The organism is Verrucomicrobiota bacterium (assembly GCA_038744685.1).
Lineage (GTDB): Bacteria > Verrucomicrobiota > Verrucomicrobiia > Opitutales > Puniceicoccaceae > Puniceicoccus.
Genome location: JBCDMB010000003.1, coordinates 145,757 through 169,697 on the forward strand (window position 1 = coordinate 145,757; position 23,941 = coordinate 169,697).

The window sequence follows — 23,941 nt, forward strand, 5'->3', positions numbered from 1 at the left end:
ATGTCACGGGGACTGTCTCCTTTTTCAGTATACAACGTTTGAGCAATGAAGATTGATATTCGGGCAGTCGAGCAGTTGGTGATTCCGGAAAGCATTTAAAGGGCACTTCGATCAACCTCCTTTGACTCGTGATTGCGGCACCGCCGGAATCCGGGTGAGGCTGCGGAGAGGTTTGCGGGCCAGAGGCCCTCGGGACTCTCCGCTAACGCTGCCCGGAACCGGTGCTGCCGCAACCCCTAAAGGCCGAGGCACTTTTGGGTTTGAGCCGCGTTGCGGCTTCGCAGACGGGCTTCTAGCCCACCAAGCGAAGCCGTCGCCTTGCTCAGAACTAAAATTGCTCTCGTCACGTCCAAAAGAGGTTAATCGAAGTGCCCTAAAGTTTTGTTCAAAGAAACCTAACCGGGAAACTACGGTTTCCGACTTTGGTCGATCAGTCGAGTGGCTTCGGGAGCGCCAACCCGAAAACTTACACTACAACTGCCTCTGTTTCTTATACTCCTCGACCATAATGTCACGGATGCCGTCATCGCGGGGAAACCCCTTTATGATTCGGTCACCTATTTTGATCGCAGGAACGCTCCTAGTCCCCCACTCCTTCATGAGCTCCTTTGCCGTCATAGAAACGTCCAAGTCGTAGTATCTGTAATTGATATCCTCCGCCTGAAAGTAGTCTTTCGCCTTCGTGCAGTAACCGCACCACTTTGCGCCAACCATGGCGACTGGCAAGGTGCCCTTCGCTTCATCAAAATAGAAGGAGTCCAGTAGCGTCTTTTCCTCGGACGTCAGATCAATCTTAGACTCCTGTATTTTTTGAACCGAATCCACATTCAGGGTTTCAAAAGCAATCTCAAAGACGGCCTGATCCGCATTTCTCTGAACAACAACGGAGTCACTACTCCTGTCCAATAGTTTGCACGACAAACGCCTGCCGCTGTTATCCTCCAACTCAAATACACTAAGTGTCGGCAAAGAAACGACGACATCAGACTCGTCATCTTTATTCAGGTAGAAGTAAGCAGCCGCTCCAGCCAGTAAAATAAGTACAATAAACAGTTTCATGGGTGGAATCTCAAAATGGGTGAGTAGAAGCCGCTCATGTACCCCCACTTTATGGGTTTCAAAACGAACCAACGCAAGCACGAGTCTATCCATTGCAGTATTCGAAGTCTCTGTTCGATGCTTTAGTGTAAAAAAACATTCGCTTGGAGCTCCGCCTGGGCGGAACATTTTTCGTATGGGTGGTTGCTTGTGCGGAAATCGAAAGCTCACGACAACAGCTAACTTGCCAAGCGGTAGTCTCAAGCGGCTTGAACGAAACCCCACATTCGACAAAGAACCGGTATTTGATCCAGAGTTGAATGAATCAGACGTGTTTCGCGCTGCTCAGACTCCAAAGATCGGCTTGCAAGAACCGCTGCTCTGAAAGACGCTCCTTTCATGAGCACAGCAGATAAGATCGCTGCCACGGTTGGGGATTTGACCCCCGTTAGACAGGCAGAAGTTCTTGAATTCGCCGAGCTCCTCAAGTCTCGGGAAGAGAAAAAGGAACTGAGCAAATTTACCGAATTCTCGCTAGAAAGGGCTATGAAAGGAATGGAAGAAGAGGAAGACCTCTACAGCCTCGACGACGTCATCGAGCGGATCGGATGATTATTCGTTCTCTACTTCCCCCGTAGAGGGCCATTCCAAGAGCATGAACCGTGCAGACTCAACGTCGGGATCTGTCTCGCTTAAACCGAAAGGCACTGCGTCGTCAGCATCCATACGCCTAGGGGTCACCAACTTGGAAACGATGCCCGAATAGAACTTCATACCACCAGTGTGGTAGAGAACTTTCGAGGCTGAGTAGACATTTGAAACGAGAGAAGACACGTGCTTGTCGTATAACGTATACTCAACTCTGCGGGTTTCGGAAAAAAAGAAACTCTCGCTCAATAGTTCAATGGCAACCTTTTCCCGTTTCCCATCAAAGTAAGCCAACTCAATCCAGAGATTATCATCCTCCTTGCTTACCATCACTTGAATCACAGATGGTGCAAAGACTCCCCACGGTTTGTTGGTGTCAGGCTGAATGATGAGAAGGTAGGTTCCTGGTTCCGGTGCCCTGAATTCTTCTTTCCAAGTAGCGAAGCACGTTCCAGTCGAGAATGTTAGCAAGTAAGCAATAGCAAGAAAATTGACTTTCATTTTAGATCTAGAGTGACCAGATGCTATTAGCTGATCTCACTGTACGCGAGCGAAACTGGTTTCACGAAATTCACCTCCGAACCTTGATGTTCTTTCAGTTCCCGAGTGATCTCTCGGATACAAAAGAAGGTCTCTTTTCAATCCCAATACGTTGATTCAAACCCCGCCAAGAACGCCACTATCCCTTTGATTGATTCTTCGTCCGATAAGCCACGCAAAAATCATGGCGTTGAAGTAGGCAAACAGCAGTAGGCCGGTCTTGTTTAGAAGTACTGTAATTATCATTCCACCAGTGGTCTGAGCTTGGGTGATCGCTACTTTAGCATTCATGATATTCAGGAAACTCAACCATAGCGCATTTTTTGCTGATTGGATCGCTCCATCCGCTCTAGACTCGAACTCGAGAATCAGTGCGCTGCACACTGTGTAGGTCACGAACGTTATGAGAATCACGGCAAAGGTAACGCTCTGATATCTACTCTTCTGCAACTGATTCAGTAGAACCTTTGTTGACTTAATCGACCTGAGAAACCTCAAAATCCTAACGATCCGAGAGATCCTGCCCCAGCGAAGAGGATCTACCAAAGGAATCGACGATAGGAGGTCTATCCATCCCCACTTCAGGTAGCCTAGTTTGTTTCTAGCGGAAAATAAATTTACGAAAAAGTCTGCGAGAAATACTAGGCAGACAGCTAGATCGATATACTGGAAAACCGATCTAATCTGCGGGTTGGAGACGACGAACGCATCGAGAAAAAGGACGACCAGAACATAGATGCTTAAAGCAAGTAACGTTAGTTGGTAGGCGGCGTTTCCTTTGTCTTTCATCTTCTCAAAGGCTAGATAAAAATCGTTCAAAACCTCCTTCGGGAAAACTCACGCCCGGATCCTGATTTAAGGTATTTCTCGAAAGCTATTGCTTTCTCTTTCGACCGAAACCGAAGAACCGTTTCATCAGTCCATGGCCTGAATCTAGAGGTGTGCGGGACGCCACCTTGATTGTGCTTCTTCAATCGGGTATTAAAATCCGCTGTAATCCAGACGTAAAGCCGCGCTGGATCGATTTTTGAAACCAAAATATAGACGTAAGTGTATTCGCTATCCGACATAACTAAACGAACGAGAAACGAAATGAGCCGGCTTGCCAAGCCGTAGTCTCAAGCGGCTTGAACACGGGGACTCTCAGTCCGCCTACGCTCTTCGAGACTTCGGTTTATCCCGCCGAAGCTCTTAGAGCGTAGGAGGACGTGACAGCCTTCGCCCTGCGCTGCGCTTGAGCGAAGAGATCAACGCATCAAACGAAATCGGCTGCTCGGTCATGGTTCTCTTTCCCAATAGCCACAATTTCCGACGTTGCTGGCTTGCCAAGCCGTAGACTCAAGCACTTCTGCCGAAACGTAAAAGTCCGCCTGCGCTCTTCGAGACTTCGGCGTGACAGCCTTCGCCCTGCGCTGCGCTTGAGCGAAGGCTGGTGCTGAGGGCGGGACTTGAACCCGCACATCCGTAAGGACACATGAACCTGAATCATGCGCGTCTACCAATTCCGCCACCCCAGCGTGCGAAGGAATCGAAAAGGATTTCCCGTTGGAGACCGGCCGTCAAGAATGGAATCCGATGGGAGGCTGAACCGGGTGAGATTCTAGTCGATGTCAGGTTAGGATAGAATCAAGGGCTAAGTGGGAGCGGCTGCTTCAGCTGCCGAATGGGAGTTCCGAGGCATCTCGCTTTCGGCGACTGAAGTCGCCGCTCCTTTTCCATCAGTTAGAATCGACCCGACTGAACCGCCTTCGCCAACAAATACGACAGTCATGAGTCACCGCTTTTAGGATGGAGCACGATCGAAGATTTCATTGACTTAATTCCTAAGACCTATACATACATGGGTATGGGTTCAAAAAATGTCTCTATTTCTGAAGATGCTTACCTAATCCTAAGAAGAGCACGGCGTCATCCAGGCGAGTCCTTTTCCCAAGTCATTCGTAGAGGTCACTGGGACTCGACCACTCCAATCGCTAGGTCCTGGCTGGACAGTTTTCAAAAGACCCCGATCGTTTCCGATGCGGTCTTAGACGATTGGGAAGCTGCCCAGAACGAAGATACTCCGCCGAAGGACAAATGGGCATGATGATCGATACCTGCTTCCTGATTGATTATCAGCGGGAGGCAAAGGCAGGGACGCACGGTCAAACGATTGCCTTCTTGGAGGCGCACCCGGACGAGCGCCTGTCCATTTCTCCCATTGCCTGGGGAGAGTTTATGGCGGGTTTCCAAAGCGAAGAAGATCCTTACATCGCCTTCGCTCGCGACCGTTTGGATTTTCCTCATTTAAGCATGAATGTCGCATTGGCTTACCGCCACATCTATCGCCATTTGAAAACCGAGGGTCGGCTAATCAGTTCGAACGATCTCTGGATTGCCTGTCACGCGATAACCCTAAAACTGCCGCTCTTGACTCGCAAAGGAAGCGACTCGCGAAGGGTCCCTGACCTTATCACTCAGGAGTATTAGCTTGGCAGCGGTCGGACTTTGCGTTCGCGCTCGCCCGCCGCGTTGCGGCGCAGGTAGGGGTCGCCCGTGAGCTCCTCCTCTTCCTCCGGCTCATCACCTTCAATTTCATAACCCGCCAAGTCCATTCCCGAGAGATCATCGGGATCAAAGATCAGCGAGAGCCGACGCGGCTGGCTGTCGAAGATCCATTCGGGATGCTTGGGCACTCCTTTCTTCACCAGATCAAAATAACAGGGATAGTGCTCCTTCCGATAATGCTCCTGAAAATCCCTGACCCACGCGTCCTCCACGTCTCCTCGGTTATCGAGAAGTACCAGATCCGAAAAATGGATACAGGCGTCGAACCAAGCTTTGGCCTCGCGACTTTCTTTACACCAGCCACAGTGGACCTGCGTGATGACCCGGCTGATCTCGAAAACGCCGGATTGCGATTCTTTTGCGATGGCCTCGATCAGCTCGTCGGGAAACGGATTACCACTGTAGAGCAAGAGATTCGCTTCGCCTTCGACAAGAGCTTCGGAAAAACGAATTTTCCCATCCTCCATCGTCCATAGCACTATTCGAAATCGCTGATCAGCAAGCTCGGAACGTGCCTCGGACTCCTCCGATGGCGCAACCAAAACAGTCAATAGTTCGTCTTTTTGAAGACCCAAGGACAAAGCCGCACGGATCACCGGCCAACGGCTCGGATTCGGACCGGATAGCAACAGGGTCAACCAATGCAAAGGCTCGTTCACGAGTCTAGGGAGACAGACTACTGTCCAAGGTCCGGGAAGGAAAACGTTCCGGTCTGAGCGTTGTGGCGCATCGCGTGATCCACAAGAACAAGTGAGGTCATCGCCTCGACGATCGGGATTGCCCGGGGCACCACACAGGGATCGTGGCGCCCTTTGGCTGCCAACTCCGCATCCTCCCCGTCCTTCGAAACAGTCTTTTGGTTCTTCCGCACCGTCGCCGTGGGCTTGAATGCAATGCGGAACACGAGCTCTTCCCCATTGGAAATACCGCCTTGGACCCCACCAGACCGATTAGCGGATGTGCGCACTTTCCCCTCCCTCATCTCAAAAGGATCATTGTGCTCGGAACCTTTGAGCAACGTGCCTGCAAATCCGGAACCTACCTCAAATCCTTTCGTCGCCGGGAGGGATAACATTGCTTTCGCAAGATCTGCTTCGAGACGGTCAAAAACCGGGTCGCCCCAGCCAACAGGCAAGCCCTTTACCCGGCATTCTACAACGCCACCAACCGAGTCGCCCTGATCCCGAACTTCCTTAATCCGCTCGATCATTCGCTCTGCGGTTGGCAAATCAGGGCACCGCACCGGGGTCGCCTCCACTTCCTCCAAAGTGGGGAACGACAGATCATCGGGTGCTTCAATTCCATGAATGGAACGGATAAAAGCCCGCACCTCGACTCCTGACCCAACCAGCAAAATCTTCTCAGCGATTGCTCCAGCCGCGACACGGGCGATCGTCTCCCGAGCCGAAGAGCGTCCGCCGCCCGCGTAGTCACGGATCCCGTACTTTTCCTGATAGGTAAAGTCAGCATGAGACGGGCGAAACTTCTCCTTCATCTCCGTGTAGTCGGACGACCGCTGGTCCTCGTTGAAGACTGCCATCGCGATCGGTGTGCCCGTGGTCTTGCCTTCGAAGACGCCCGACAAAATCTGGACCGCGTCCTTTTCCTTCCGAGGAGTGGTGATCGTGCTTTGCCCCGGACGTCTTCGATCCAGAGCGGCTTGAATCTCTTCCTCGCTGATGGGTAAGAGCGGCGGACAACCATCCACAACCACACCAATTCCCTTCCCATGGCTTTCTCCCCAGGACGAAATCCGGAACAGTGTGCCGAAAATACTACTCATTCCTTTTTGTGATCCAGTTCCGGCTTTCAGACAACCGGTAAGTTATGGAAGGAGAGATGTAGAAAACGATTTTTTTGGAGCGACGACTGCCCTGTTGCCTTCATTCGCACTTGTGGGAACGGCGGCTTTAGCCGCCGTCCAATGAGATCAATTACAGCTCAAACAATTCTCAAACAAACCCTTCGGCGACTGAAGTCGCCGCTCCATGGCTCGATATACTCTCTACTCCTCCGGTCGCTGCACCACCCAAAATCGGCACTCATCGGAGAACTCTTTCACACCGGGCGGTTCATCGGCAATTTGTGAACGCAGGACATCCACCTCGATGCGGAAACCAGCCTCTTTCAGATCGGCTCGGATCAGATTTGGCTCGGGGACGTGGATGTAGAGGTCTCCCCAAGGAGTCGCCCCGATCCGGTCTCCGAAATCGATGAGATCCGGATCCTGTTTGCCTTCGCGCCAGCGTCTCGTCTCTGCCTTCCAGTATTTCGGATGCTCCGACGCGTTGCGATCATGACTGGTGAAGACAAACCAAGAACCGGGGCGCAGGACGCGGAAGATCTCCTTCATCGCCTTTTTCCGCATCTCCCGTTTCGGGATTTGCATGAGCCCGTTAAAGCCAAAAATCGCCCCATCAAAAACCTTGTCTCCAAACGTGAGCTCAGTCGCATCCTGAACCGCAAACTTGACGTCATACTCAAGGATTTCAGCTGCACTGCGTGCCCGAGCGACCATTTTTCTCGCATAATCCGTCGCAAATACATCGCGGTAGCCAAGCTCGTAGAGTCCGATAGCAATACGCCCCGTCCCACATCCCAATTCGAGAATATGCTGTTCAGGACGAAAGACTCTTTGGAAGATTTTTTCTTCCGAGATCCACAATCCCACGTGCGAAGTCGCTCGTGCATAATGATCGACGACGTCGTCCTGATTGTAGAACTTACGAATGTCCGAGGACTTCATACGGGAACCCGACTCATGAAAGTAAACAGACCCGGATGACCCCCATGAATCAAGAAGGAAGAGATTTTAGATTGCGAAGCATGGCGCCAACACTGCCTACGGGTTCAATTAAAAGTGCTAGGTATCGGGCTGATCGCACTGATGCGGACTGAAGTCCGCGCTCCATTGTTGTAGTCTTTAGGAGCGAGGACTTCAGTCCGCCCCGGTGGAGTGGCGTTTTTTCTATAATACCCCGTGGATCTAATTGCATCCCTTCCTACCCTAGGTGTAGAATCACGTTGCAAAACGTTGCTCCCGAGAATCCCATGCCTAATACAATGGGTCGCACTAAAAACGCTTTCCGGATCATCGGGATCTGCGGTGGAGCGTTTATTATTGGAGCGGACTCACTTGCCATCGGAGTCGTCATCGGCCCTATGGCTGCTTCCCTCGATGCGTCCCTTGCTACGACCCAGTGGTTTCTCTCAGGATATGGAATTGGGGTAGCCACATTCTTTATCACGGCAGGGAAAATTTCTGACTCTTGGGGGATTCGAAAGGCGAATCTTCTCGGCCTACTCCTCTTCGGAATAGGTTCAGCGCTGATCGCAGTAGCCCCAACCAGTCTCTTCGCGATATCCGCAAGACTTCTCCAGGGGATCGCTGGTGCTTTTATGATGTCGAGCAGTCTTGCCTTTGCGAGTTCCCGCTATGAAGGACAGGCACGCGCCCGAGTCTTCTCCTATATTATGGCTTCCTCGGGTCTCGGGATGGGCGTCGGTCCACTCATCGCAGGAGCAGTCGTGGATCTCTTCGACTGGAGGGCGGTTTTTTGGATCAATCTACCTTATTGTGCACTCTGGATTCTGTTGACCGCGCTCACCCTTGAAAAAGATCCTCCTACACGAAGAGTTCGCCTTGATTTGACGGGACTCCTTCTCCTATCGGCCACGATCCTGTGTTTAACCATTGCTCTCAGCCAAGGTCCCGATTGGGGCTGGGGAGATCCAATAACCCTTTTGTTGATCGTAGGTTTTCTCCTGGGTCTACCCCTTTTTCTTATCAGGGAGATCAAGACGGATCATGCTCTCCTGCAGCTTCGCATCTTTCGGATCAAAAGCTATTTTCCAGCGAGCATGATCGGGTTCTTCTCCTATTTTGTCGCACTGGGATGGCTTTTTCTCACCAGTCTCTATTTGCATCGGGTTGAAGAGCTATCGCCCTTATCCATTGGTATCTCTCTCACACCCTATGCCTTCTCGTTTCTCATAGGAGGAATCCTATCTGCGCCGCTAGGAGCCCGAATCGGATGGACCAATGTGCTCTCGGGAGGACTTGTGATTTTGGGCACCGCCTTGATCATTCTGGCAATCTGGCAGACAGACTTCAGCAGAATCCTCCTGACCATACCTTTCTTCGCGCTTGGACTTGGATTTGTGGGTGCAAACAATGGCTCGCTGACAATCGCCCATGCACATCTTCCGTCTGATCTTGTGGGCGTTTCAACGGGCACTTCGTTGATGTTTCGGTGGCTGGGAACAGCTCTTGGAATCGCGATCGTCACGATCGTTCTTCATGAAGTTGCCAGTAGAGACCTCGAAAAGAGATACCCCTCCAATCACTCAAACTTTCCTACCCTCCAGCAAATGGATGAGTTTCTCGTGTCTCACGGTTCGTGGGAAAACGAGACCAAGGATCTGCCAGATCCCGCGAGAAAGGAAGCGGTAGCCATTCTTTCAAGATCTTTTTCAACAGGAGTTAGCGCCGGCCTTTTTCTTCTTGGGGGGGTCAGCCTACTCGGTGCACTCACAGGAATCACCCTGCGAAGCAGGCCATCGGAGAAACCAGAGGAAGATCAAGAGGGACAGGTCGTGCAACCGTTGAACTCTTCTTAAAAACTCGAAGCTCGCCGAAAAACGACGTTGCACAGCCGGTAAGGATGCCGCGCAGTGGAGAGCGTCAGTGGCCCTCACCCTCACAGAAATCCCAAAACCCTCTGCGGACTGTATCCAACTACTCGCTCAAAAGACGAAGGAAGTTGGAGGTCATCTCTACGTGGTGGGAGGCGCGGTCCGCGATCTACTTCTTGGCCAATCACCAAAGGAATTCGACCTTGAGGTTTTCGGACTCACCCCGGATCAAATCCGCACCCATCTGGGAGAGTCGTTTCATCTCATCCCCGTGGGCCGCTCCTTTCCTGTTTTCAAAATCAAAGATCTTCCTATCGATCTGGCGGTTCCTCGCAAGGAATGGAAAACCGGAGAAGCCCACACCGATTTTGGTTTCGAGGCAGATCCCACCATCGACTATCCAGCCGCAGCACGCCGCCGTGACTTCACGGTCAACTCCATTGCGTGGAATCCACTGACGAACGACATTCTCGATCCCTACGACGGAGAAACTGATCTAAAAAATCGTGTTCTTCGTCCTGTGTCAGAGCAATTTGGGGAGGACGCTCTCCGCGTTCTCCGCGCCATGCAGTTCATCGCCCGTTTCGAGCTCACCCCATCACCGGATACAATTTCAATCTGTGCCAGCCTCGTCCAAACCCACCTCGCTGAAGAACGGATCTTCGGCGAATGGAAAAAGTTGATCCTTCAGGGCGTCCGCCCCTCCCTCGGTCTCTTCTTTTTAGAAACTATCGGATGGCTTCGCTTTTACCCTGAGCTGGAAGCAACCGTCGATTGTCCGCAGGATCCGCGCTGGCATCCCGAAGGATCGGTCTGGCGGCACACCTGTTTCTGTCTCGATGCGTTCGCCACTGAACGAATCGGCGATGAAACGGAAGACCTCTTCGTTGGGCTCGCGGTGCTCTGTCACGATTTAGGAAAAGTTCTTACTACCGAGACCGACCCATCCGGCGGTATCCGCTCTCCCGGGCATGAGAAGGCAGGTATTGAACCAACACGATCCTTTCTGACACGCCTGACACGTGAAAGGTTCTGGCCCGAGGCAGTCGAACCGCTCGTGGCCACCCACATGCGACCCCGACAACTTTTTGAACATCAATCCGGTGCGAGCGCGGTACGCCGTCTAGCCGAAAAAGCGGGACGCCTGGACAGACTTCTACGCGTATGTCGTGCTGACTCAGCGGGTCGCCCTCCCCTTCCACCAGGTGATTTCGAGGAGGGTCCTTGGCTTCTCGCCAAAGCCCGCGAGCTGCAAGTCGAAGCGAGCCGGCCGAAACCGATTCTTCAAGGTCGCGATTTGATGGAAATAGGAGTTCCACCCGGCCCCACTATGGGGGCGCTTCTCAATGAGCTGTTTGAAGAACAGTTGGATGGTGTGTTCACAGATCGCGAGGAGGGATTAAAGCGAGCGAAGGAAAAGGTCTCTAGTTAGCCAATGAGCATGAAACCACAGAGTCAGGAATACGGGATTACCTCCAAATACTACGATCAAGCTTACGCTGCTAAGCCCAACTTGGTGGACGCGCCATTTTACTTGGAGTTGGCCAAAGAAATAGGAGGACCGGTTCTCGAACTGGGATGCGGCACCGGGCGTATCCTACTTCCTATTGCTCGAGCTGGGATCAGGATCACCGGGCTCGATGTTTCGGAACCTATGCTGACGATTTTGAAAGATAAATTGGCCGACGAAGAGGATGAAGTCCGTTCCAAAGTAGATTGGGTCCAAGACGATATCCGAACGTTTCGAGGCTTGGGTAGGTTCCCGCTGGTCACCGTGCCATTCCGTGCGATGCAGCACATGTATACCATCGACGACCAGGTGAATGCTCTGGTCTCAGCAAAAGAGTCGCTCTCCGATGATGGTCTTCTGGCTTTCGACGTCTTTAATCCGAAATTTGATAAAATCTTCTCGGGAGTTGGAGAAGAGTTTCTTGATTTTGAGTGGAATCACGATGGACGGGTTGTGAAACGATTCTTTCGCAAAGACAGCGTCGATAAAATCGGCATGAGTTTCACTGGCTCATTCATTTTCCGCACTTATGAGGATGAGAAGGTCGTCAATGAAGAGATCGATCAGATTCAAATGAGTTTTTATACCTATCCCCATCTGATGGCACTCTTCCGACTCGCTGGACTCGAGGTGGTAGAAAATTTTGGAGGATTTAGCAAAGAAGCCTTAACCGCAGAATCGCCAGAGATGATCTTCTTGCTTAAGCGCAAGAGAATCTAAAATACAAAGGATCTGAAGAAGACTATTTCATGGAGGGACATCGGCCCTCCCGGCCTGAGCCTGTCGAACGGCGATGTCCGGCTCTAGGGGCAGGATGGAACCCGGACGGCGAGGCCGCCGTCCCTCCAGAAAACCGTTCTCTCGATACCTCTACTTTCCTCCAAACAGCTTCTTCCGAATCGTTTTCCTCGACTCCTTGTAGTCGTATTCACTACTCAGTGGTGTCCACCCGACTCCGTCCAAGAATCGGTCGTAATTGTCGTAGCGAATCCCGATCAGGTCGGCTCCCTCCATCCCTTCAAAAAGTGGAAGTCCCCCTCCCAAAAGGTGAGACCCCTTCGAAATACTGATCAGTCCCAGCAAAATATTCAGTTCATCCGGTGAGCTTTCAGCAAAGTGACCCTGATCATGGGCAAGCTGCATGATCACACTCATCGATTCCATGCATCGCGCTGACGCCTCGTGGAAGCCATTCCTCTGCTCCTCACTTGCTTTATCCCAGATCGAGTGCGCTCCGGCGAGCTGCATGACCTCAAAGCCATGAGGCAACTCTTCGGCGAGAACCTCATCGGCAACCCCTACCGCACACATACACTCCCGGGACAGACCCGAGTAGTCCGCAGCCAGAGCGAAATAATCCGCCCTGCGATGGTAGTGGGAAACCGCAACCGCCAAGAGAATGTCTTCTTTATTCTGGAAGTGATTGTAGATCGTCGCCTTCGAATACTCGATAGCCTCTGCCAGCTCATCCAAGTTCAGGCCATGGTAGCCGCCCTGCGCGAGCAGACGGTCCGCATGGTTCAGAATCAAATCGGTCCGTTCCTGCCATTCTCTCTGCTTTCGCGACAACGTCTCCACGGGATTAGCACTAAATTAAAAACTCATATTTGACAAGTGTTCAGAAAATAACTCAAAGTTAAATTTTAAATGAAAGTCATGTTCGCAGGCTCGCTCTCTTTGGTAGCCCTTCTGGCCGGATGCGCTCCGGCACCAGAGGAAGAATCTCCGAGAGTCCTTCTGGTTGAAGTCGAAACGGCCCAAAAACAGTCTTCGGCGGAAAAGCCAGTCAGCTACTTCGGACTGGTCGAGCCGCGCCAAACCAGCGAACTCTCCTTCGAGCTATCCGGCACGGTGGACGAGATACTCGTCGACGAAGGCGAACGAATGACCGCCGGACAGGAGCTGGCCCTCCTCGACTCCACTCGTTTGGAGGCCCGCATTCAGGCAGCCCAAGCGGCTGTGAAGGAGGCGGAGGCAGGCGCCAAACTCTCTGGAATCACCCTGGATCGGCTGACTCGACTCGTCGAGCGCGACGCTGCGTCCGTTCAGGAACTCGACGAGGCCCGGCAGGCCCGCGAGACTGCTCTCGCCTCCATCGACCGCCTTAGTGCGGAGGTGGACGCACTCCAAGTAGATCTGGAAAAGTCAACGCTCATCGCACCTTACGATGGAACGGTAGCGCAACGTTACTTAGACAGTGGGGCCAGTGTAGGTCCCGCCCAACCGGTACTTCAGGTGATGGAGGACGGCCATCTGGAAGCGAAAATCGGAGTTAGCCCGGTCACCGCCAGAACTTATCAGCCGGGAGATCCCCTTGAGATTGTCGATTCTTCGGGCAGATCCCTCGGTGAAATCGCACGGGTGGCACGCGTTGCCTCCAAGCGCGATAACCGCACCCGGACGGTCGACCTAATTGTCGATATCGAGAGTTCGGAAACGCTGCTTCCTGGAGATCCCATCGAAGTCATCCTGAAAGAGTCCGAGGATCTATCCGGATTCTGGGTGCCGAGAAAAGCCCTTTCAGAGAACGTTCGAGGGATGTGGGCTCTCTTCGTGCTGGAAGAGGACGAGACTTCAGCAACCAAGGTTTCCCGTCGACCGATTGAAATCCTCTTTTTCGAGACAGACCGTGCCTATATCCAAGGACCTCTCCAAGACGGCGACCAATACATCGTCTCTGGACTCCACCGGCTGGTGCCAGGTCAACAAGTTGCGATCAAGCTAAACGAGTGATCGTGAAATGAGTGAGGAAGCGCCGCATCCGGTAGTCCGACTTCTTTACAAGAACCGGCACCTGCTCGTCCTCTCGATCGTCGTCATCCTCGTTGGCGGCTACACCGCCTTGCAATCAATGCCTCGTTTGGAGGATCCGGTCATCAACAATCGGAACCCTCAAATCCTCACCCAGTTCCCGGGCGCCAGTGCCGACCGCGTCGAAGCCCTCGTCAGCGAGCCGATCGAGCAGGCGCTTCAGGAAATCCGAGGGATCAAGTTTATCGAATCATCCTCCAGTGACGGTGTTTCGGTCGTAGTGATTGAGCTTTTGGACACGATCAACGAACCGGAGAACAAGCGGATCTTCTCGGAAATCCGTGATCGGCTTGGCGATGTCGCTTCACGGTTTCCCCCCGGCGTCGGCACTCCGTTCTTTGACGACAAACGAAACGCAGTTGCCTTTACCATGATCGTCTCTCTGGGATGGCCAGAAGGTGATCCCAATCTACGGGTCCTCACCCGAACCGCAAATGAGTTAGCCAATCGCCTGCGCGGCGTATTCGGCACCGAGTTGGTTCGTCTCTTTGGGGCTGCCGAAGAGGAGATCACCGTAGAAGTGGATCCAATCGCACTCGCCAACCTCGGCCTCACCTACGAATCGGTGGCAAACGCGCTGCAGACCAGTGACAGCAAAGTGCCAGCAGGAACCCTATCGACGAGTGAGATCGACCTAAGCATCGAAGTGACGGGTGAGCTTGACTCGGTGGAACGCATCTCGGAAATCCCGGTCGTTCAGACACCGGAAGGCCAAACCGTTCGCCTTTCCGATATTGCCACCATCACCCGAAACGAGAGGGATCCGCCGACCGAAGTTGCCCTCGTCGACGGCGAACGCACGGTCTTACTCGCAGCCCGTATCCGCTCTGACCGTCTCGTCGGAGAATGGACCGAGAGGGCCGAAAGCGTTCTGGAGGATTTTCGCAGCGAGATCGGCGGGGGCCTCAAGATCGAAACCATCTTTCTCCAAAACGACTACATCGAAGAGCGCCTCCAATCGCTCGGAGAGAACCTACTCTTGGGTGCGGGAGTGATCGTGATCGTCATCCTGCTCACAATGGGCTGGCGATCCGCAGTGATCGTTGGATTCGCGCTTCCGCTGACTGCCGCCCTCACCTTCTTCATTCTCAACCTCAACGGCGGGAAGATCCACCAGATGTCGATCTTCGGCATGATCATCGCTCTCGGGCTCTTGATCGACAACGCGATCGTCGTCACGGATGAAGTTCGGAAACGAAAGAGGGAGGGCCTGTCGCCAATCCAAGCGGCTTCCGGTGCTGTTCGCCATCTCACTTTCCCTCTTCTCTCCTCAACGCTCACCACCGTCCTCGCGTTCATGCCAATTGCCCTTTTGGCCGGCGGAGCTGGGGATTTTGTCGGTTCGATCGCGATCAGCGTCATCGTAGCGGTTAGCTCCTCGTTTTTTCTTTCGCTTACCATCATTGCCTGTCTCGCAGCCTCTGGACGATCTGGGCCGGTCAAAAGAAAGAGCGGAATTGAATGGCTACGAAGCGGGATCGGAAGCGACCGACTGACCCAGGCTGCCTCCTGGTTCCTCAAGGTGCTCGTTCGTCGTCCGCTACTCGCTGTCGGGCTCAATCTCGTTATCCCTATCCTCGGTTTCTATCTCGCCGGAACTCTTGGTAGCCAGTTTTTCCCGCGGACCGACCGGGATATGTTTGAGGTGGATCTGTGGCTTCCCCAAGGAACGTCACTGAATGAAACCAAACGATTCGTCGAAAAGATCGATGACTACCTCTCCAACGACGCGGAACTGAGGCGGAGTGGATGGCTGGTCGGTTCCAGCTTTCCGACGGTGTATTACAACCTGATCATGGGGGAAGACGGTTCCTCTCACTACGCTCACGGAACGATCTGGACCGCGAGTCCAGAAGCAAGCGACCGGATGGTTCGCCAGCTTCAGAGTTGGGCCGACAAAGAGCTTCCCGAGATTCAGATGGTCGCCCGAAAGTTCGCCCAAGGCCCGCCTGCGGATTCGGACGTAGAGTTCCGTCTGTCCGGACCCGACATCAAAACCCTGCGTGAACTTGGCGAGGAGATCCGCCTGCTCTTGGCTGAGCATCCGGGTATTCTCCACACACAGGCTACTATGCCGAGCGGGCAGCCAAAGATCTGGCTCGATCTCAACGAGGAGGAGATGGCGTTGACCGGTCTTTCTCCATTGCAAGCCGCGCAACAGCTCGACGCGCAGCTCAGCGGTTTGACTGTCGGCACTGTGATCGAAGAAATCGAGGATATCCCCATTCGAATCGTTCGACCAATTCGGGCGCGGGATAGCGTTTCTGCAGCATCCGAGTTCATCTTCACAAGTCCTCAAGCCTCAGCAGGTGAATGGATCCCGGCGAGAGCTCTCGGTAGTGTTTCTCTCCGTCCGGCACCCGCCGGCATTGATCGCCGCAACAATGAGCGGGTGAACAGCATCCTCGGATTTGCAGAGACCGGAGCCCTGCCTATCGACATCACCAACGACGTTGTTGGGGCACTCGAGGACTCTGATTTCACTCTCCCACCCGGCTATCAGCTCGAGCTAGGGGGTGAGTCCGAGAATCAGGGAGACGCGGTCGGCAACCTGGCCAAGTTCCTCCCCGTCATCGGAGTCACTCTGATCGCCACTTTGATCCTGACGTTCCGCAGCGTCCGCCATGCGATCATTCTGGTCATCGCCGCTCCTCTAGCGATCGGTTACGGACTCCTAGCCACCTGGCTCATGGGCTTTCCGATCAGCTTCAACACGATCATCGGTTCGATGGGGCTCGTCGGACTCGCCTTTAACGACAACATTGTTGTCTTGGCGGCGATCACCGCGAGAGCCAAGGAAGGCAAAATGGGGATCAATGAAATCGTTAAAGAAACCCTCGACTGTGGACGCCACCTCATCTCGACCACCTTTACTACGATTGGAAGCTTCATCCCTCTCCTCCTTATCATCGGAGGCGACTTCTGGCCACCGCTTGCAATCATTCTAGTAGGGGGAGTTGGCGGCGCCACCTTCATCGCCTTCACCCTCACACCAGCTCTGTATCGTTGGTTCTTGGGGTGCGAGAAGGCCTCGGAGAATACTGCGTAGGGTATGGTATGGGGAGGGTCCGGCTCCGCCCGGACCGGGCCGCCAATCCAAATAACCCTTCTTTTAGCCCGCCACTATCTCCCCCAAGGAATCGCTATCACGATTCGTCTACGGTTGAGTCGAAACCCAAGATAGCGCCGTTGGGCCCCAACGGCACGGGGATCATACCCAAAACGCACGCCCATCCTCAACCATGGAGGGCCGCCGTCTCGGCGTCCACAATTCAGGGCTGTTCGAAGAATCAAACGATCCGCGAGACGCGGACCCTCCAGCGACTCTTTGGCAAAAACAGCGGATTGGCGGCTCAAAAGTCTTTCTAGAAACAAACTCCGCTGATAAAACAATAGTTCTGCCATTCAACCCCCATCTGCGGATTGAACCAATCCGCGCTACCAAAAAATCAACTGGGTCTTACACTAATCAACCAATCCTGCCCCAAACAAAGAATCCAACCTACCTGTCCCGCCGCCAGCGGCGCAACCCCGCAGCACCCAGCGCCAGAAGTCCCAGCCCAACCGCCGCATTCGCCGGCTCGGGGATCGCACCCGCTGCAATCGGGGTATCGGGCGTGCTTTCGTAATACGCCTCGCTAATCGTTATCCCCCGCCCTACTGGACCGGCTGTCGGCTCTAACCGCAACCACCCGTAGTGAGTGTTCCCCGAAATATCAAACCGGAATCCAATCAGCGAAGACTGACCAATCGAAAAGCCCGCAGATTCTGCATAAACAAAAATCGCACTGTTCACTGTGAATACAACTGGACCCGTCGAACTCTCCTGCTTGAAGGCATAGCCGGTTGCAAGAGTTGCCCCGATCGAAAACCCTGGTGGCAGAGCATACGCAGCAAACGGCAAAGCCGCCCGCCCAATGACAGAGCCCCTTCCTGAAAAATTCGCCCCCGTGAGCGCTCCGGCAAAAATGGCATTGTCATCGACGCGGTAAAGAGCGAATTCACCGTCACCGTCGCCGTCGACACTCCATAGCAACTCATCGCCGAATGCCGGAGGCATAAGTCCACTTCCTACCGTGGGAGATTGAATAATGTGAGCCTGTGCCCCATGACCTGCAGCGGCTAGAAGCGAGACAATGCCAGCGGATGCTTTGTTTTTTCCCATAAGCTCGCCGCAATCTCATCAAAATTTGGACCAAAAGTCGAAGGTGAAAAAGACGAAGCTTTGAATTCCCTGACCCTGATTGGCCCGAGGCCAAGAGGAAACAATCTGACCAACCATCAAACTCAATCCTTAGTGTAGAGCCGGTGCTTGTCCGTCATGAGCCCAGCCGAATGGACGCCGGCCGCCCCTCATTGGCGACTGATGCAACTATCCGATGGCATCGAGTCAAGCTCGAGCCCTACTGGAAGATTTAAGCCAAATTTTAGTTCAACCAAGCAACATTCCACACCCACCCAGCCTCTTTCGTATCTTTGCTGAGGCAAACCAAGAGCTCCATTCCTTTTTTTGGAAATCCAGACCTCACAAACCTCCCCGGAAGCAAAAGTGGTCGGGGGTATCCGGAATTACCGAATACCCCCGTTGGGTGCAGGGCTCAGATTTGAACTGAGGACCTTCAGGTTATGAGCCTGACGAGCTACCGGGCTGCTCCACCCTGCATCGAATGCAAAGGAACATCACAAAGAGGCGGTATTTGGAATGCAAGTCTGAATTCGAAACAGATTTTGAAGATTAAAAGCAGCCGCATCTCTCACACTACACCAAGAGGTTAGTGCCTTTGTCCCTTTCTGGTTGAACCTAAGACAGAGGCAGGTTCAACATCGTCTCCCGATCATGCATCACCATACCCTCGAGGGACTCGAAAGGCCAAAATTAAAGGGGTTTCTCTGGAGCCAGCGGAAGAAGCTTCTCCCTTTTCTGACCCTCCGAAGTTTGTCCATCATTGCGATCACCCCATTTCCGGTCATCTCCCAGTTGATCGTCGATAAATCCATACCCAACAAAGACATTGGTGAGGTTTGGTTCTTTACCTGGCTCTCGATCGTACTGCTCTTGCTCCACCTGATTTTCATGAAGATTGCCGTGTCCTTCCTAACAAAGGAGACCCAAGACATCTTCCGCAGAATGCGTGCGCGAATATTTCATAAACTGAATTTCATGCACTTCGGATTCCTCGACTCGACCCAGACGGGTCGGCTCCTCTCGAAGTACGCGTTCGATACCAGCAATATCGAAATGACGACCATCCAGTCCGTGGCCATGATCATCCCAGAGATTTTCCGGTCTTTGCTCCTCGTTGCGGCTCTTGCTTGGATCAACTTATGGCTAGTCGTCATTGTTCTTATCTGTGTCCCGATTTTTGCGTTGGTTCGAATCATCTACTTTGAGCCGCTCGAGAAGAACAATGAGGCCGTTCGTCGTGCCCGCGAGAAAATGACGGGCCAGGCAAGCGAGTTTATTTCGGCCATCAAGCTGGTTCGTGGCTACGGTCGCGAGGACGAGGCTCGGGAGGAAATGAACCGACTCAGTCATGAGTATGGAGAGACGCGAGCTGGACAGATGAAGATCAACCAATCTCTTGGTTACATGCTGTTCAGTGTGGTAACGGCCCTTTCCCTCTTCGCCGTGGCTTTCTGCGGCTGGCTGGTCATTGAGGATCAGATGAGTCTCGGAGCATTGGTCGCCTTGATCGGAGCCCTGCCGGTTTGCCTGACCCCTGTCACCCTGATTAGTCAATTCAGCACTCAGTATCTCCTCGGTGCGGAAAGCTATCGCAGCATCAAAGAGCTGCTCGATTCCGCCTATGTTGAGGACTGGAAAGGAACTTTCCAGCCCGAGGAGATGAAAGGAACTATCCGATTCCGCGATGTCTCTTTTACCTACGAGAAGAATTCAGAGGAGCGGACAATCGATCACTTCACTATGTTGATCAAGGCTGGCGAACACGTTGCTTTTGTCGGCCCCAGCGGTTCAGGAAAGAGCACCCTCGTAAGTCTCATCCTCGGTTTCTATGCTCCGACCGAAGGCGATATCCTCATCGATGGAACTTCCCAGTCCGATTGGGACATTCGGCACCTCCGGCAGAACTGTGCCATCGTGATGCAGGACAACCTTCTTCTCTCGGGTACCCTTCTAGATAACATCCGATTCGGAAAACCAGATGCGACGATGGAGGAAGTGCGGGAAGCCGCACAACACGCCTATGCGCTAGAGTTTATCGACGCACTACCGGACGGATTCAATAGCAAGGTCGGGGAGCGAGGGGTTAGCCTATCAGGAGGTCAGCGTCAGCGAATCGCCATCGCCCGCGCACTGCTCCGTGACCCTCCCATCTTGATTCTCGATGAGGCGACCAGCGCACTCGACTATGAGAGCGAGAAGGCCGTTCAGAACGCACTTGATTATCTCGCGAGCGGCCGGACGACCATCACCATTGCACACCGGTTGAGCACGATTCGAGGTGCCGATCGAATTATTGTACTCCGGTCCGGAAAAAGTGTGGCGGAAGGAACTTGGGAGGAACTGGCGGAGGAGGAAGGCCCATTCCGAGACATGCTTCGGGCGCAATCGTGAGTGCTGGCGAACAAAGGTTCAGAATGTTAACGATCCTCTTCGTAGGATGAAGCTTCATGCCTCGATAATCTCCTCCTATCTCAAGAACAAATGATCGAGGGTTGAACCCTCTTCCCACGTCCACGCCTCGAAATCGCTATCGCGCTTCCGCTACAGAGACAGAAAGGGTAAGAGACTACTCCCCTGCCCCAGTCGAACCGGAGATGGAATCATCCATCTCCTCCTGCTCATCCTCCGCCAGTTCACCTCCTGCTTGCAACCGCTCGAACTCGGCACTGTCGCTGGAATCGAGGGACGAACATCCCGTAAAGATACCCATTAGACCGAATGAGGAGAGAAAGAGAAAAAATTTCATGGGTATAGGACGACAAAAGCTCACTCTCTAGACAATCCGAAAACCTACATCCGACTAATAATCAATTCCCTCTCGTAGGTCATTTGAGGCGGGAGGTGCTCCGAGAGTTGTAGGAAGAGTTCTTCGTGCTGAAGGCTTTGCATCTTCATTTTGTGCCGATCCACATGCATCAGTTCATTCCAATCCTCTTCCGAAAAATCGAGTCCTTTCCAATCAAAGTCTCGGAAGCGGGGCATCCATCCAACCGGCGACTCGAACGCCTTGGAACTTCCATTCACGCGGCCAAGAATCCATTTGAGAACCCGCATATTCTCGCCAAAACCCGGCCAGATGAACTTCCCATCCTCTCCTTTGCGGAACCAGTTGACGTGAAAGATCCGGCACGGCTCCTTCATCTCCTTACCCATCTTGAACCAGTGGCGCATGTAATTCCCCATATTGTATCCACAAAATGGTAACATCGCAAAGGGGTCACGACGCAGTTTGCCGACTGTCCCCTCGGCAGCAGCCGTAAGCTCTGACCCCATTGTTGCCCCAAGATAAACTCCATGGATCCAATTGAAGGACTGGAAGACGAGCGGGATATCACTCATCCGGCGTCCGCCAAAGAGAAAACAATCAATCCGGACCCCTTTTGGATTCTCCCATTCTGGATCGATGATCGGGCAATTGCGAGCGGGCGCAGTAAAGCGGGCATTCGGATGGGCGGCAGTGGTCTCCGAATCCGGGGTCCAATCGTTACCCTTCCAGTCAATCAAATGGGCTGGAGGCTCCGCTGTCATATCCTCCCACCAGACGTCACCGTCATCAGTAAGTGCGCAGTTAGTGAAGATCGTATCCTTAGAGCACGACTCCATCGCGTTCGGATTGGTTTCGGCTGACGTTCCCGGAGCTACCCCGAAGAACCCGTTTTCCGGATTGATCGCTCGCAACTCTCCGTCGACTGGCTTGATCCATGCGATGTCATCGCCCACCGTCGTCACCTCCCAACCCTCTTCGCGGAAGGGTTTCGGGGGAATCAGCATGGCAAAATTCGTCTTTCCGCAAGCACTCGGGAATGCTGCGGCCACATGGTTCTTGCGTCCCGAAGGTTCCTTTACTCCAAGGATGAGCATGTGTTCGGCCATCCAACCTTCGTCGTAAGCCATCTTTGAAGCAATCCGGAGGGCAAAGCATTTTTTACCCAAGAGCGCATTCCCCCCATAGCCGGAGCCGATCGAGAGAATGGTCCGTTCTTCCGGGAAGTGGGCGATGGTGGTGTTCTCAGGATCGCAGGGCCAGGCAGGGCCTTTCTCGCCGTCAGCTAAGGGAACACCCACCGAGTGCACGCATTTTACGAAATCGTCGCTCTTGCCAAGGATCTCCCAGACCTTCGCACTGACCCGCGTCATGATGTGCATGTTGCAAACGACGTAAGGGGAGTCAGAGAGCTCGATCCCGATCTTCGCGATATCGGATCCCAGAGGGCCCATCGAAAAGGGAATCACATACATCGTCCGGCCTTTCATACATCCAGCCGACAAAGCGTTCATCTTCTCCTTCATCTCATCCGGATCGACCCAGTTGTTGGTCGGCCCCGCCGAGTCCGGACCCAGACTGCAGATGAATGTCCGGCTCTCTACCCGGGCTACGTCCCGTGGATCAGACCGAAAAAGAAAGCTGTTGGGCCGCGTCTTTTCGTTGAGTTTGATTGCAACGCCCGAGTCAACCATCTCCCCCATCAGCGTATCGAACTCCTCTTTCGACCCATCACACCAGTGGACGCTATCGGGTTCGCAAAGACGAACGATTCCATCCACCCAACGGCGGACGTATTTATTGACGTTGGGCGGTGCAGATTCAGTAGTCATTGTTCACTCTCATAAGCGACAGAGAGGAAGAGCGTCAACGGATTCCCGATAAAAGACTTTGAAGAACCGGTAGAGACAAAACAGAGCCAGTCAATCCGCTGTTCTGGCCTTTCGGGGTGGAGGCACAGGATCGTATCCGTAGCCACCCCACGGATGGCATCGGGAAAGTCTTCTCATAGCCAGCCAGCTTCCGCGAAAGACTCCGTGAACCCGGATCGCCTCCTCTGCATATTCAGAACAGGTAGGGATGTAGCGGCAAGTGGCCGAGATCCCAAAGGAAGCCTTTACCGGACTTAGGACCAGCTGATAAAAGCGAATCATAAAGCGAAATACGATAGCCATCCACCAAGAGTCTCCCGAATCACGATTCGTAGAGCGACACCAAAAGTAGCATTTCGTTTGGAGTTTCGGGCAACTGCAAGAGTTCAATCATTACAGGTGCCTTCGGTAATCCAGAGCGAGCGGCAAGCCGCTGAGCCCTCCAGTTTTTCGGTCACCGGTCGACTCAAGCCAGAAAAAAACGAAAGGAGAAGACCGCATCTTTCCCTTCCTTTGCTCATTCCAGAGTTCGCATCCGATTGACGAATGGGCATTACACTTTCACGCTCCCGCAATGTCCTCAATTCCAACGATTTCTCCGCAAGAAGCGCACACACAACTCTTCTCACCCGACACCATCCTCGTCGACGTGCGTTCTCCTGCAGAGTTTCGCAGGGCGCATGCAGACGGAGCCGTAAACTTACCCCTTGATCAATTGGATGCTGATTCTCTCCGTTCGATCGCCAATGGATTCTCCCGAGTGTTTTTCATTTGCGAAAGTGGAAAGCGCTCTAAAAACGCGGTCGAAAAAATCAGCGAGGCAGATGATCTCCCATCTAGCGCGTCCATCTCAGGCGGAACAACCGCTTGGCGAAAAGCATCCCTCCCTCTCTTCGAAGGCAAAGGCGTAATTTCCATCGAGAGACAGGTTCGGATTGGGGCCGGATCAATCATCTTTGCAGGAGTTCTCCTTGGCGTCTTCGTCGATCCACTCTGGTTAATTCTCCCTGGTTTCGCGGGCTTTGGTCTAGTCGTCTCGGGAGTAACCGATTTTTGCGGAATGGGACTATTCCTGGCACGGATGCCTTGGAATCGTTGATGGTCAACTCCGAGAACGCCAGCGAGCGGCGAAGAGTATACTTCGAAAATCCAACAGCGAAAGTGTCGTTGGGAGTTCGATGTTTAAAGTTCGGCTTTCTCTGGTGAAGGCTATCCTCTTGACACACAGACGCACTTCTCCGTAGCTTCCCGACATCAACCAGGGGTGCTTCCGAATCCGGGAGCTGAGACAGGAGGGGGCAGCCTCCCAAACCCTTTGAACCTGATCCGGCTCATACCGGCGGAGGAACGGTTGAGGGTTTGGATCGTTCCTCCGATTCTACAATCGGACC

23 protein-coding genes, 2 tRNA genes and 1 riboswitch are annotated in these 23,941 nt (G+C 53.2%); of the genes, 9 read left to right on the forward strand and 16 right to left on the reverse strand.

The annotated features are described in order from the left end of the window. Nucleotides 1-471: 471 nt before the first annotated feature. Entirely contained in the window at nucleotides 472-1,152 is a 681-nt protein-coding gene (locus AAGJ81_03055; GenBank protein MEM0965118.1) for a glutaredoxin domain-containing protein, read from the reverse strand. A 285-nt stretch (nucleotides 1,153-1,437) separates the two neighbouring features. Here AAGJ81_03055 and AAGJ81_03060 point away from each other — a divergent pair, with 285 nt between their 5' ends. Next, a complete protein-coding gene (locus AAGJ81_03060) occupies nucleotides 1,438-1,650 on the forward strand; it encodes a hypothetical protein (protein ID MEM0965119.1) in 213 nt (70 codons plus the stop codon). Here AAGJ81_03060 and AAGJ81_03065 read toward each other — a convergent pair whose 3' ends face one another. The 5 genes from AAGJ81_03065 to AAGJ81_03085 all read right to left on the reverse strand — a co-directional run bounded on the left by AAGJ81_03065 (nucleotide 1,651) and on the right by AAGJ81_03085 (nucleotide 3,997). Beyond that, nucleotides 1,651-2,187 carry a hypothetical protein gene (locus AAGJ81_03065; protein MEM0965120.1) on the reverse strand — a complete coding sequence of 179 codons (537 nt, stop codon included), beginning with the start codon at nucleotides 2,185-2,187 and terminating at the stop codon, nucleotides 1,651-1,653. Between the two features lie 156 nt (nucleotides 2,188-2,343). Beyond that, nucleotides 2,344-3,015 (reverse strand): ion transporter, encoded by a 672-nt coding sequence (locus AAGJ81_03070; GenBank protein ID MEM0965121.1) that lies wholly within the window; start codon nucleotides 3,013-3,015, stop codon nucleotides 2,344-2,346. Between the two features lie 26 nt (nucleotides 3,016-3,041). Then, nucleotides 3,042-3,296 carry a GIY-YIG nuclease family protein gene (locus tag AAGJ81_03075; protein MEM0965122.1) on the reverse strand — a complete coding sequence of 85 codons (255 nt, stop codon included), beginning with the start codon at nucleotides 3,294-3,296 and terminating at the stop codon, nucleotides 3,042-3,044. A gap of 360 nt (nucleotides 3,297-3,656) precedes the next feature. Continuing rightward, a tRNA-Leu gene (locus tag AAGJ81_03080) sits at nucleotides 3,657-3,743 on the reverse strand. Between the two features lie 116 nt (nucleotides 3,744-3,859). Next, entirely contained in the window at nucleotides 3,860-3,997 is a 138-nt protein-coding gene (locus AAGJ81_03085) for a hypothetical protein (GenBank protein ID MEM0965123.1), read from the reverse strand. A gap of 311 nt (nucleotides 3,998-4,308) precedes the next feature. Here AAGJ81_03085 and AAGJ81_03090 point away from each other — a divergent pair, with 311 nt between their 5' ends. Then, nucleotides 4,309-4,695 (forward strand): type II toxin-antitoxin system VapC family toxin, encoded by a 387-nt coding sequence (locus tag AAGJ81_03090; GenBank protein ID MEM0965124.1) that lies wholly within the window; start codon nucleotides 4,309-4,311, stop codon nucleotides 4,693-4,695. On the opposite strand, the gene AAGJ81_03095 is transcribed toward AAGJ81_03090, so the two are convergent. The 3 genes from AAGJ81_03095 to AAGJ81_03105 all read right to left on the reverse strand — a co-directional run bounded on the left by AAGJ81_03095 (nucleotide 4,692) and on the right by AAGJ81_03105 (nucleotide 7,519). Then, nucleotides 4,692-5,432: a hypothetical protein gene (locus AAGJ81_03095; GenBank protein ID MEM0965125.1), complete on the reverse strand. Its 741-nt coding sequence runs from the start codon at nucleotides 5,430-5,432 to the stop codon at nucleotides 4,692-4,694. The two genes, AAGJ81_03090 and AAGJ81_03095, sit on opposite strands and share 4 nt — an antisense overlap. A gap of 17 nt (nucleotides 5,433-5,449) precedes the next feature. Then, a complete protein-coding gene (gene aroC, locus AAGJ81_03100; protein ID MEM0965126.1) occupies nucleotides 5,450-6,556 on the reverse strand; it encodes a chorismate synthase in 1,107 nt (368 codons plus the stop codon). 222 nt (nucleotides 6,557-6,778) lie between these two features. Continuing rightward, nucleotides 6,779-7,519, reverse strand: a complete 741-nt coding sequence (locus AAGJ81_03105) for a class I SAM-dependent methyltransferase (GenBank protein ID MEM0965127.1) — start codon at nucleotides 7,517-7,519, stop codon at nucleotides 6,779-6,781. A 317-nt stretch (nucleotides 7,520-7,836) separates the two neighbouring features. On the opposite strand from AAGJ81_03105, the gene AAGJ81_03110 reads away from it, so the two are divergent. The 3 genes from AAGJ81_03110 (at nucleotide 7,837) to AAGJ81_03120 (ending at nucleotide 11,638) form a co-directional block, all read left to right on the forward strand. After that, nucleotides 7,837-9,393 carry an MFS transporter gene (locus tag AAGJ81_03110; protein MEM0965128.1) on the forward strand — a complete coding sequence of 519 codons (1,557 nt, stop codon included), beginning with the start codon at nucleotides 7,837-7,839 and terminating at the stop codon, nucleotides 9,391-9,393. A gap of 67 nt (nucleotides 9,394-9,460) precedes the next feature. After that, the gene (locus tag AAGJ81_03115) at nucleotides 9,461-10,840 is read left to right on the forward strand and encodes a polynucleotide adenylyltransferase (GenBank protein ID MEM0965129.1); all 1,380 of its coding nucleotides are present in this window, start codon (nucleotides 9,461-9,463) and stop codon (nucleotides 10,838-10,840) included. 9 nt (nucleotides 10,841-10,849) lie between these two features. Next, a complete protein-coding gene (locus tag AAGJ81_03120) occupies nucleotides 10,850-11,638 on the forward strand; it encodes a class I SAM-dependent methyltransferase (GenBank protein MEM0965130.1) in 789 nt (262 codons plus the stop codon). A 150-nt stretch (nucleotides 11,639-11,788) separates the two neighbouring features. On the opposite strand, the gene AAGJ81_03125 is transcribed toward AAGJ81_03120, so the two are convergent. Continuing rightward, a complete protein-coding gene (locus AAGJ81_03125; GenBank protein MEM0965131.1) occupies nucleotides 11,789-12,496 on the reverse strand; it encodes a TetR/AcrR family transcriptional regulator in 708 nt (235 codons plus the stop codon). 69 nt (nucleotides 12,497-12,565) lie between these two features. On the opposite strand from AAGJ81_03125, the gene AAGJ81_03130 reads away from it, so the two are divergent. Both AAGJ81_03130 and AAGJ81_03135 read left to right on the forward strand, forming a co-directional pair. Beyond that, the gene (locus AAGJ81_03130) at nucleotides 12,566-13,651 is read left to right on the forward strand and encodes an efflux RND transporter periplasmic adaptor subunit (protein ID MEM0965132.1); all 1,086 of its coding nucleotides are present in this window, start codon (nucleotides 12,566-12,568) and stop codon (nucleotides 13,649-13,651) included. Between the two features lie 7 nt (nucleotides 13,652-13,658). Continuing rightward, nucleotides 13,659-16,778 (forward strand): efflux RND transporter permease subunit, encoded by a 3,120-nt coding sequence (locus tag AAGJ81_03135; protein MEM0965133.1) that lies wholly within the window; start codon nucleotides 13,659-13,661, stop codon nucleotides 16,776-16,778. Nucleotides 16,779-16,852: 74 nt separating this feature from the next. On the opposite strand, the gene AAGJ81_03140 is transcribed toward AAGJ81_03135, so the two are convergent. The 3 genes from AAGJ81_03140 to AAGJ81_03150 all read right to left on the reverse strand — a co-directional run bounded on the left by AAGJ81_03140 (nucleotide 16,853) and on the right by AAGJ81_03150 (nucleotide 18,392). Continuing rightward, on the reverse strand, nucleotides 16,853-17,134 hold the full coding sequence (locus AAGJ81_03140; protein ID MEM0965134.1) for a hypothetical protein: 282 nt from the start codon (nucleotides 17,132-17,134) through the stop codon (nucleotides 16,853-16,855). Between the two features lie 97 nt (nucleotides 17,135-17,231). Beyond that, nucleotides 17,232-17,894: a hypothetical protein gene (locus AAGJ81_03145; protein MEM0965135.1), complete on the reverse strand. Its 663-nt coding sequence runs from the start codon at nucleotides 17,892-17,894 to the stop codon at nucleotides 17,232-17,234. 421 nt (nucleotides 17,895-18,315) lie between these two features. Beyond that, nucleotides 18,316-18,392: transfer RNA gene (locus AAGJ81_03150), tRNA-Met, on the reverse strand. Nucleotides 18,393-18,566: 174 nt separating this feature from the next. Between AAGJ81_03150 and AAGJ81_03155 the strand changes: the two genes are divergently transcribed. Further along, nucleotides 18,567-20,306 carry an ABC transporter ATP-binding protein gene (locus tag AAGJ81_03155; protein ID MEM0965136.1) on the forward strand — a complete coding sequence of 580 codons (1,740 nt, stop codon included), beginning with the start codon at nucleotides 18,567-18,569 and terminating at the stop codon, nucleotides 20,304-20,306. A 175-nt stretch (nucleotides 20,307-20,481) separates the two neighbouring features. On the opposite strand, the gene AAGJ81_03160 is transcribed toward AAGJ81_03155, so the two are convergent. The 3 genes from AAGJ81_03160 to yidD all read right to left on the reverse strand — a co-directional run bounded on the left by AAGJ81_03160 (nucleotide 20,482) and on the right by yidD (nucleotide 22,853). Further along, nucleotides 20,482-20,661 (reverse strand): hypothetical protein, encoded by a 180-nt coding sequence (locus tag AAGJ81_03160; protein ID MEM0965137.1) that lies wholly within the window; start codon nucleotides 20,659-20,661, stop codon nucleotides 20,482-20,484. Nucleotides 20,662-20,705: 44 nt separating this feature from the next. After that, nucleotides 20,706-22,511, reverse strand: a complete 1,806-nt coding sequence (locus AAGJ81_03165; protein ID MEM0965138.1) for a phosphoenolpyruvate carboxykinase (GTP) — start codon at nucleotides 22,509-22,511, stop codon at nucleotides 20,706-20,708. A 90-nt stretch (nucleotides 22,512-22,601) separates the two neighbouring features. Beyond that, a complete protein-coding gene (gene yidD, locus AAGJ81_03170; protein ID MEM0965139.1) occupies nucleotides 22,602-22,853 on the reverse strand; it encodes a membrane protein insertion efficiency factor YidD in 252 nt (83 codons plus the stop codon). A 271-nt stretch (nucleotides 22,854-23,124) separates the two neighbouring features. Here yidD and AAGJ81_03175 point away from each other — a divergent pair, with 271 nt between their 5' ends. Continuing rightward, a complete protein-coding gene (locus AAGJ81_03175) occupies nucleotides 23,125-23,649 on the forward strand; it encodes a rhodanese-like domain-containing protein (GenBank protein MEM0965140.1) in 525 nt (174 codons plus the stop codon). 151 nt (nucleotides 23,650-23,800) lie between these two features. Further along, nucleotides 23,801-23,916, forward strand: a riboswitch (TPP riboswitch). Nucleotides 23,917-23,941 lie beyond the last annotated feature (25 nt).

Bases quoted from the DNA above. Each gene is read 5' to 3' on its own strand.
- AAGJ81_03110 (MEM0965128.1), top strand. From the start codon at position 7,837: ATGGGTCGCACTAAAAACGCTTTCCGGATCATCGGGATCTGCGGTGGA.
- aroC (MEM0965126.1), bottom strand. From the start codon at position 6,556: ATGAGTAGTATTTTCGGCACACTGTTCCGGATTTCGTCCTGGGGAGAA.
- yidD (MEM0965139.1), bottom strand. From the start codon at position 22,853: ATGGCTATCGTATTTCGCTTTATGATTCGCTTTTATCAGCTGGTCCTA.
- AAGJ81_03140 (MEM0965134.1), bottom strand. From the start codon at position 17,134: ATGGCAGAACTATTGTTTTATCAGCGGAGTTTGTTTCTAGAAAGACTT.
- AAGJ81_03145 (MEM0965135.1), bottom strand. From the start codon at position 17,894: ATGGGAAAAAACAAAGCATCCGCTGGCATTGTCTCGCTTCTAGCCGCT.
- AAGJ81_03130 (MEM0965132.1), top strand. From the start codon at position 12,566: ATGAAAGTCATGTTCGCAGGCTCGCTCTCTTTGGTAGCCCTTCTGGCC.
- AAGJ81_03155 (MEM0965136.1), top strand. From the start codon at position 18,567: ATGCATCACCATACCCTCGAGGGACTCGAAAGGCCAAAATTAAAGGGG.
- AAGJ81_03055 (MEM0965118.1), bottom strand. From the start codon at position 1,152: ATGGATAGACTCGTGCTTGCGTTGGTTCGTTTTGAAACCCATAAAGTG.
- AAGJ81_03090 (MEM0965124.1), top strand. From the start codon at position 4,309: ATGATGATCGATACCTGCTTCCTGATTGATTATCAGCGGGAGGCAAAG.
- AAGJ81_03085 (MEM0965123.1), bottom strand. From the start codon at position 3,997: ATGACTGTCGTATTTGTTGGCGAAGGCGGTTCAGTCGGGTCGATTCTA.
- AAGJ81_03120 (MEM0965130.1), top strand. From the start codon at position 10,850: ATGAAACCACAGAGTCAGGAATACGGGATTACCTCCAAATACTACGAT.
- AAGJ81_03175 (MEM0965140.1), top strand. From the start codon at position 23,125: ATGTCCTCAATTCCAACGATTTCTCCGCAAGAAGCGCACACACAACTC.
- AAGJ81_03060 (MEM0965119.1), top strand. From the start codon at position 1,438: ATGAGCACAGCAGATAAGATCGCTGCCACGGTTGGGGATTTGACCCCC.
- AAGJ81_03075 (MEM0965122.1), bottom strand. From the start codon at position 3,296: ATGTCGGATAGCGAATACACTTACGTCTATATTTTGGTTTCAAAAATC.
- AAGJ81_03070 (MEM0965121.1), bottom strand. From the start codon at position 3,015: ATGAAAGACAAAGGAAACGCCGCCTACCAACTAACGTTACTTGCTTTA.
- AAGJ81_03165 (MEM0965138.1), bottom strand. From the start codon at position 22,511: ATGACTACTGAATCTGCACCGCCCAACGTCAATAAATACGTCCGCCGT.
- AAGJ81_03160 (MEM0965137.1), bottom strand. From the start codon at position 20,661: ATGAAATTTTTTCTCTTTCTCTCCTCATTCGGTCTAATGGGTATCTTT.
- AAGJ81_03105 (MEM0965127.1), bottom strand. From the start codon at position 7,519: ATGAAGTCCTCGGACATTCGTAAGTTCTACAATCAGGACGACGTCGTC.
- AAGJ81_03065 (MEM0965120.1), bottom strand. From the start codon at position 2,187: ATGAAAGTCAATTTTCTTGCTATTGCTTACTTGCTAACATTCTCGACT.
- AAGJ81_03135 (MEM0965133.1), top strand. From the start codon at position 13,659: ATGAGTGAGGAAGCGCCGCATCCGGTAGTCCGACTTCTTTACAAGAAC.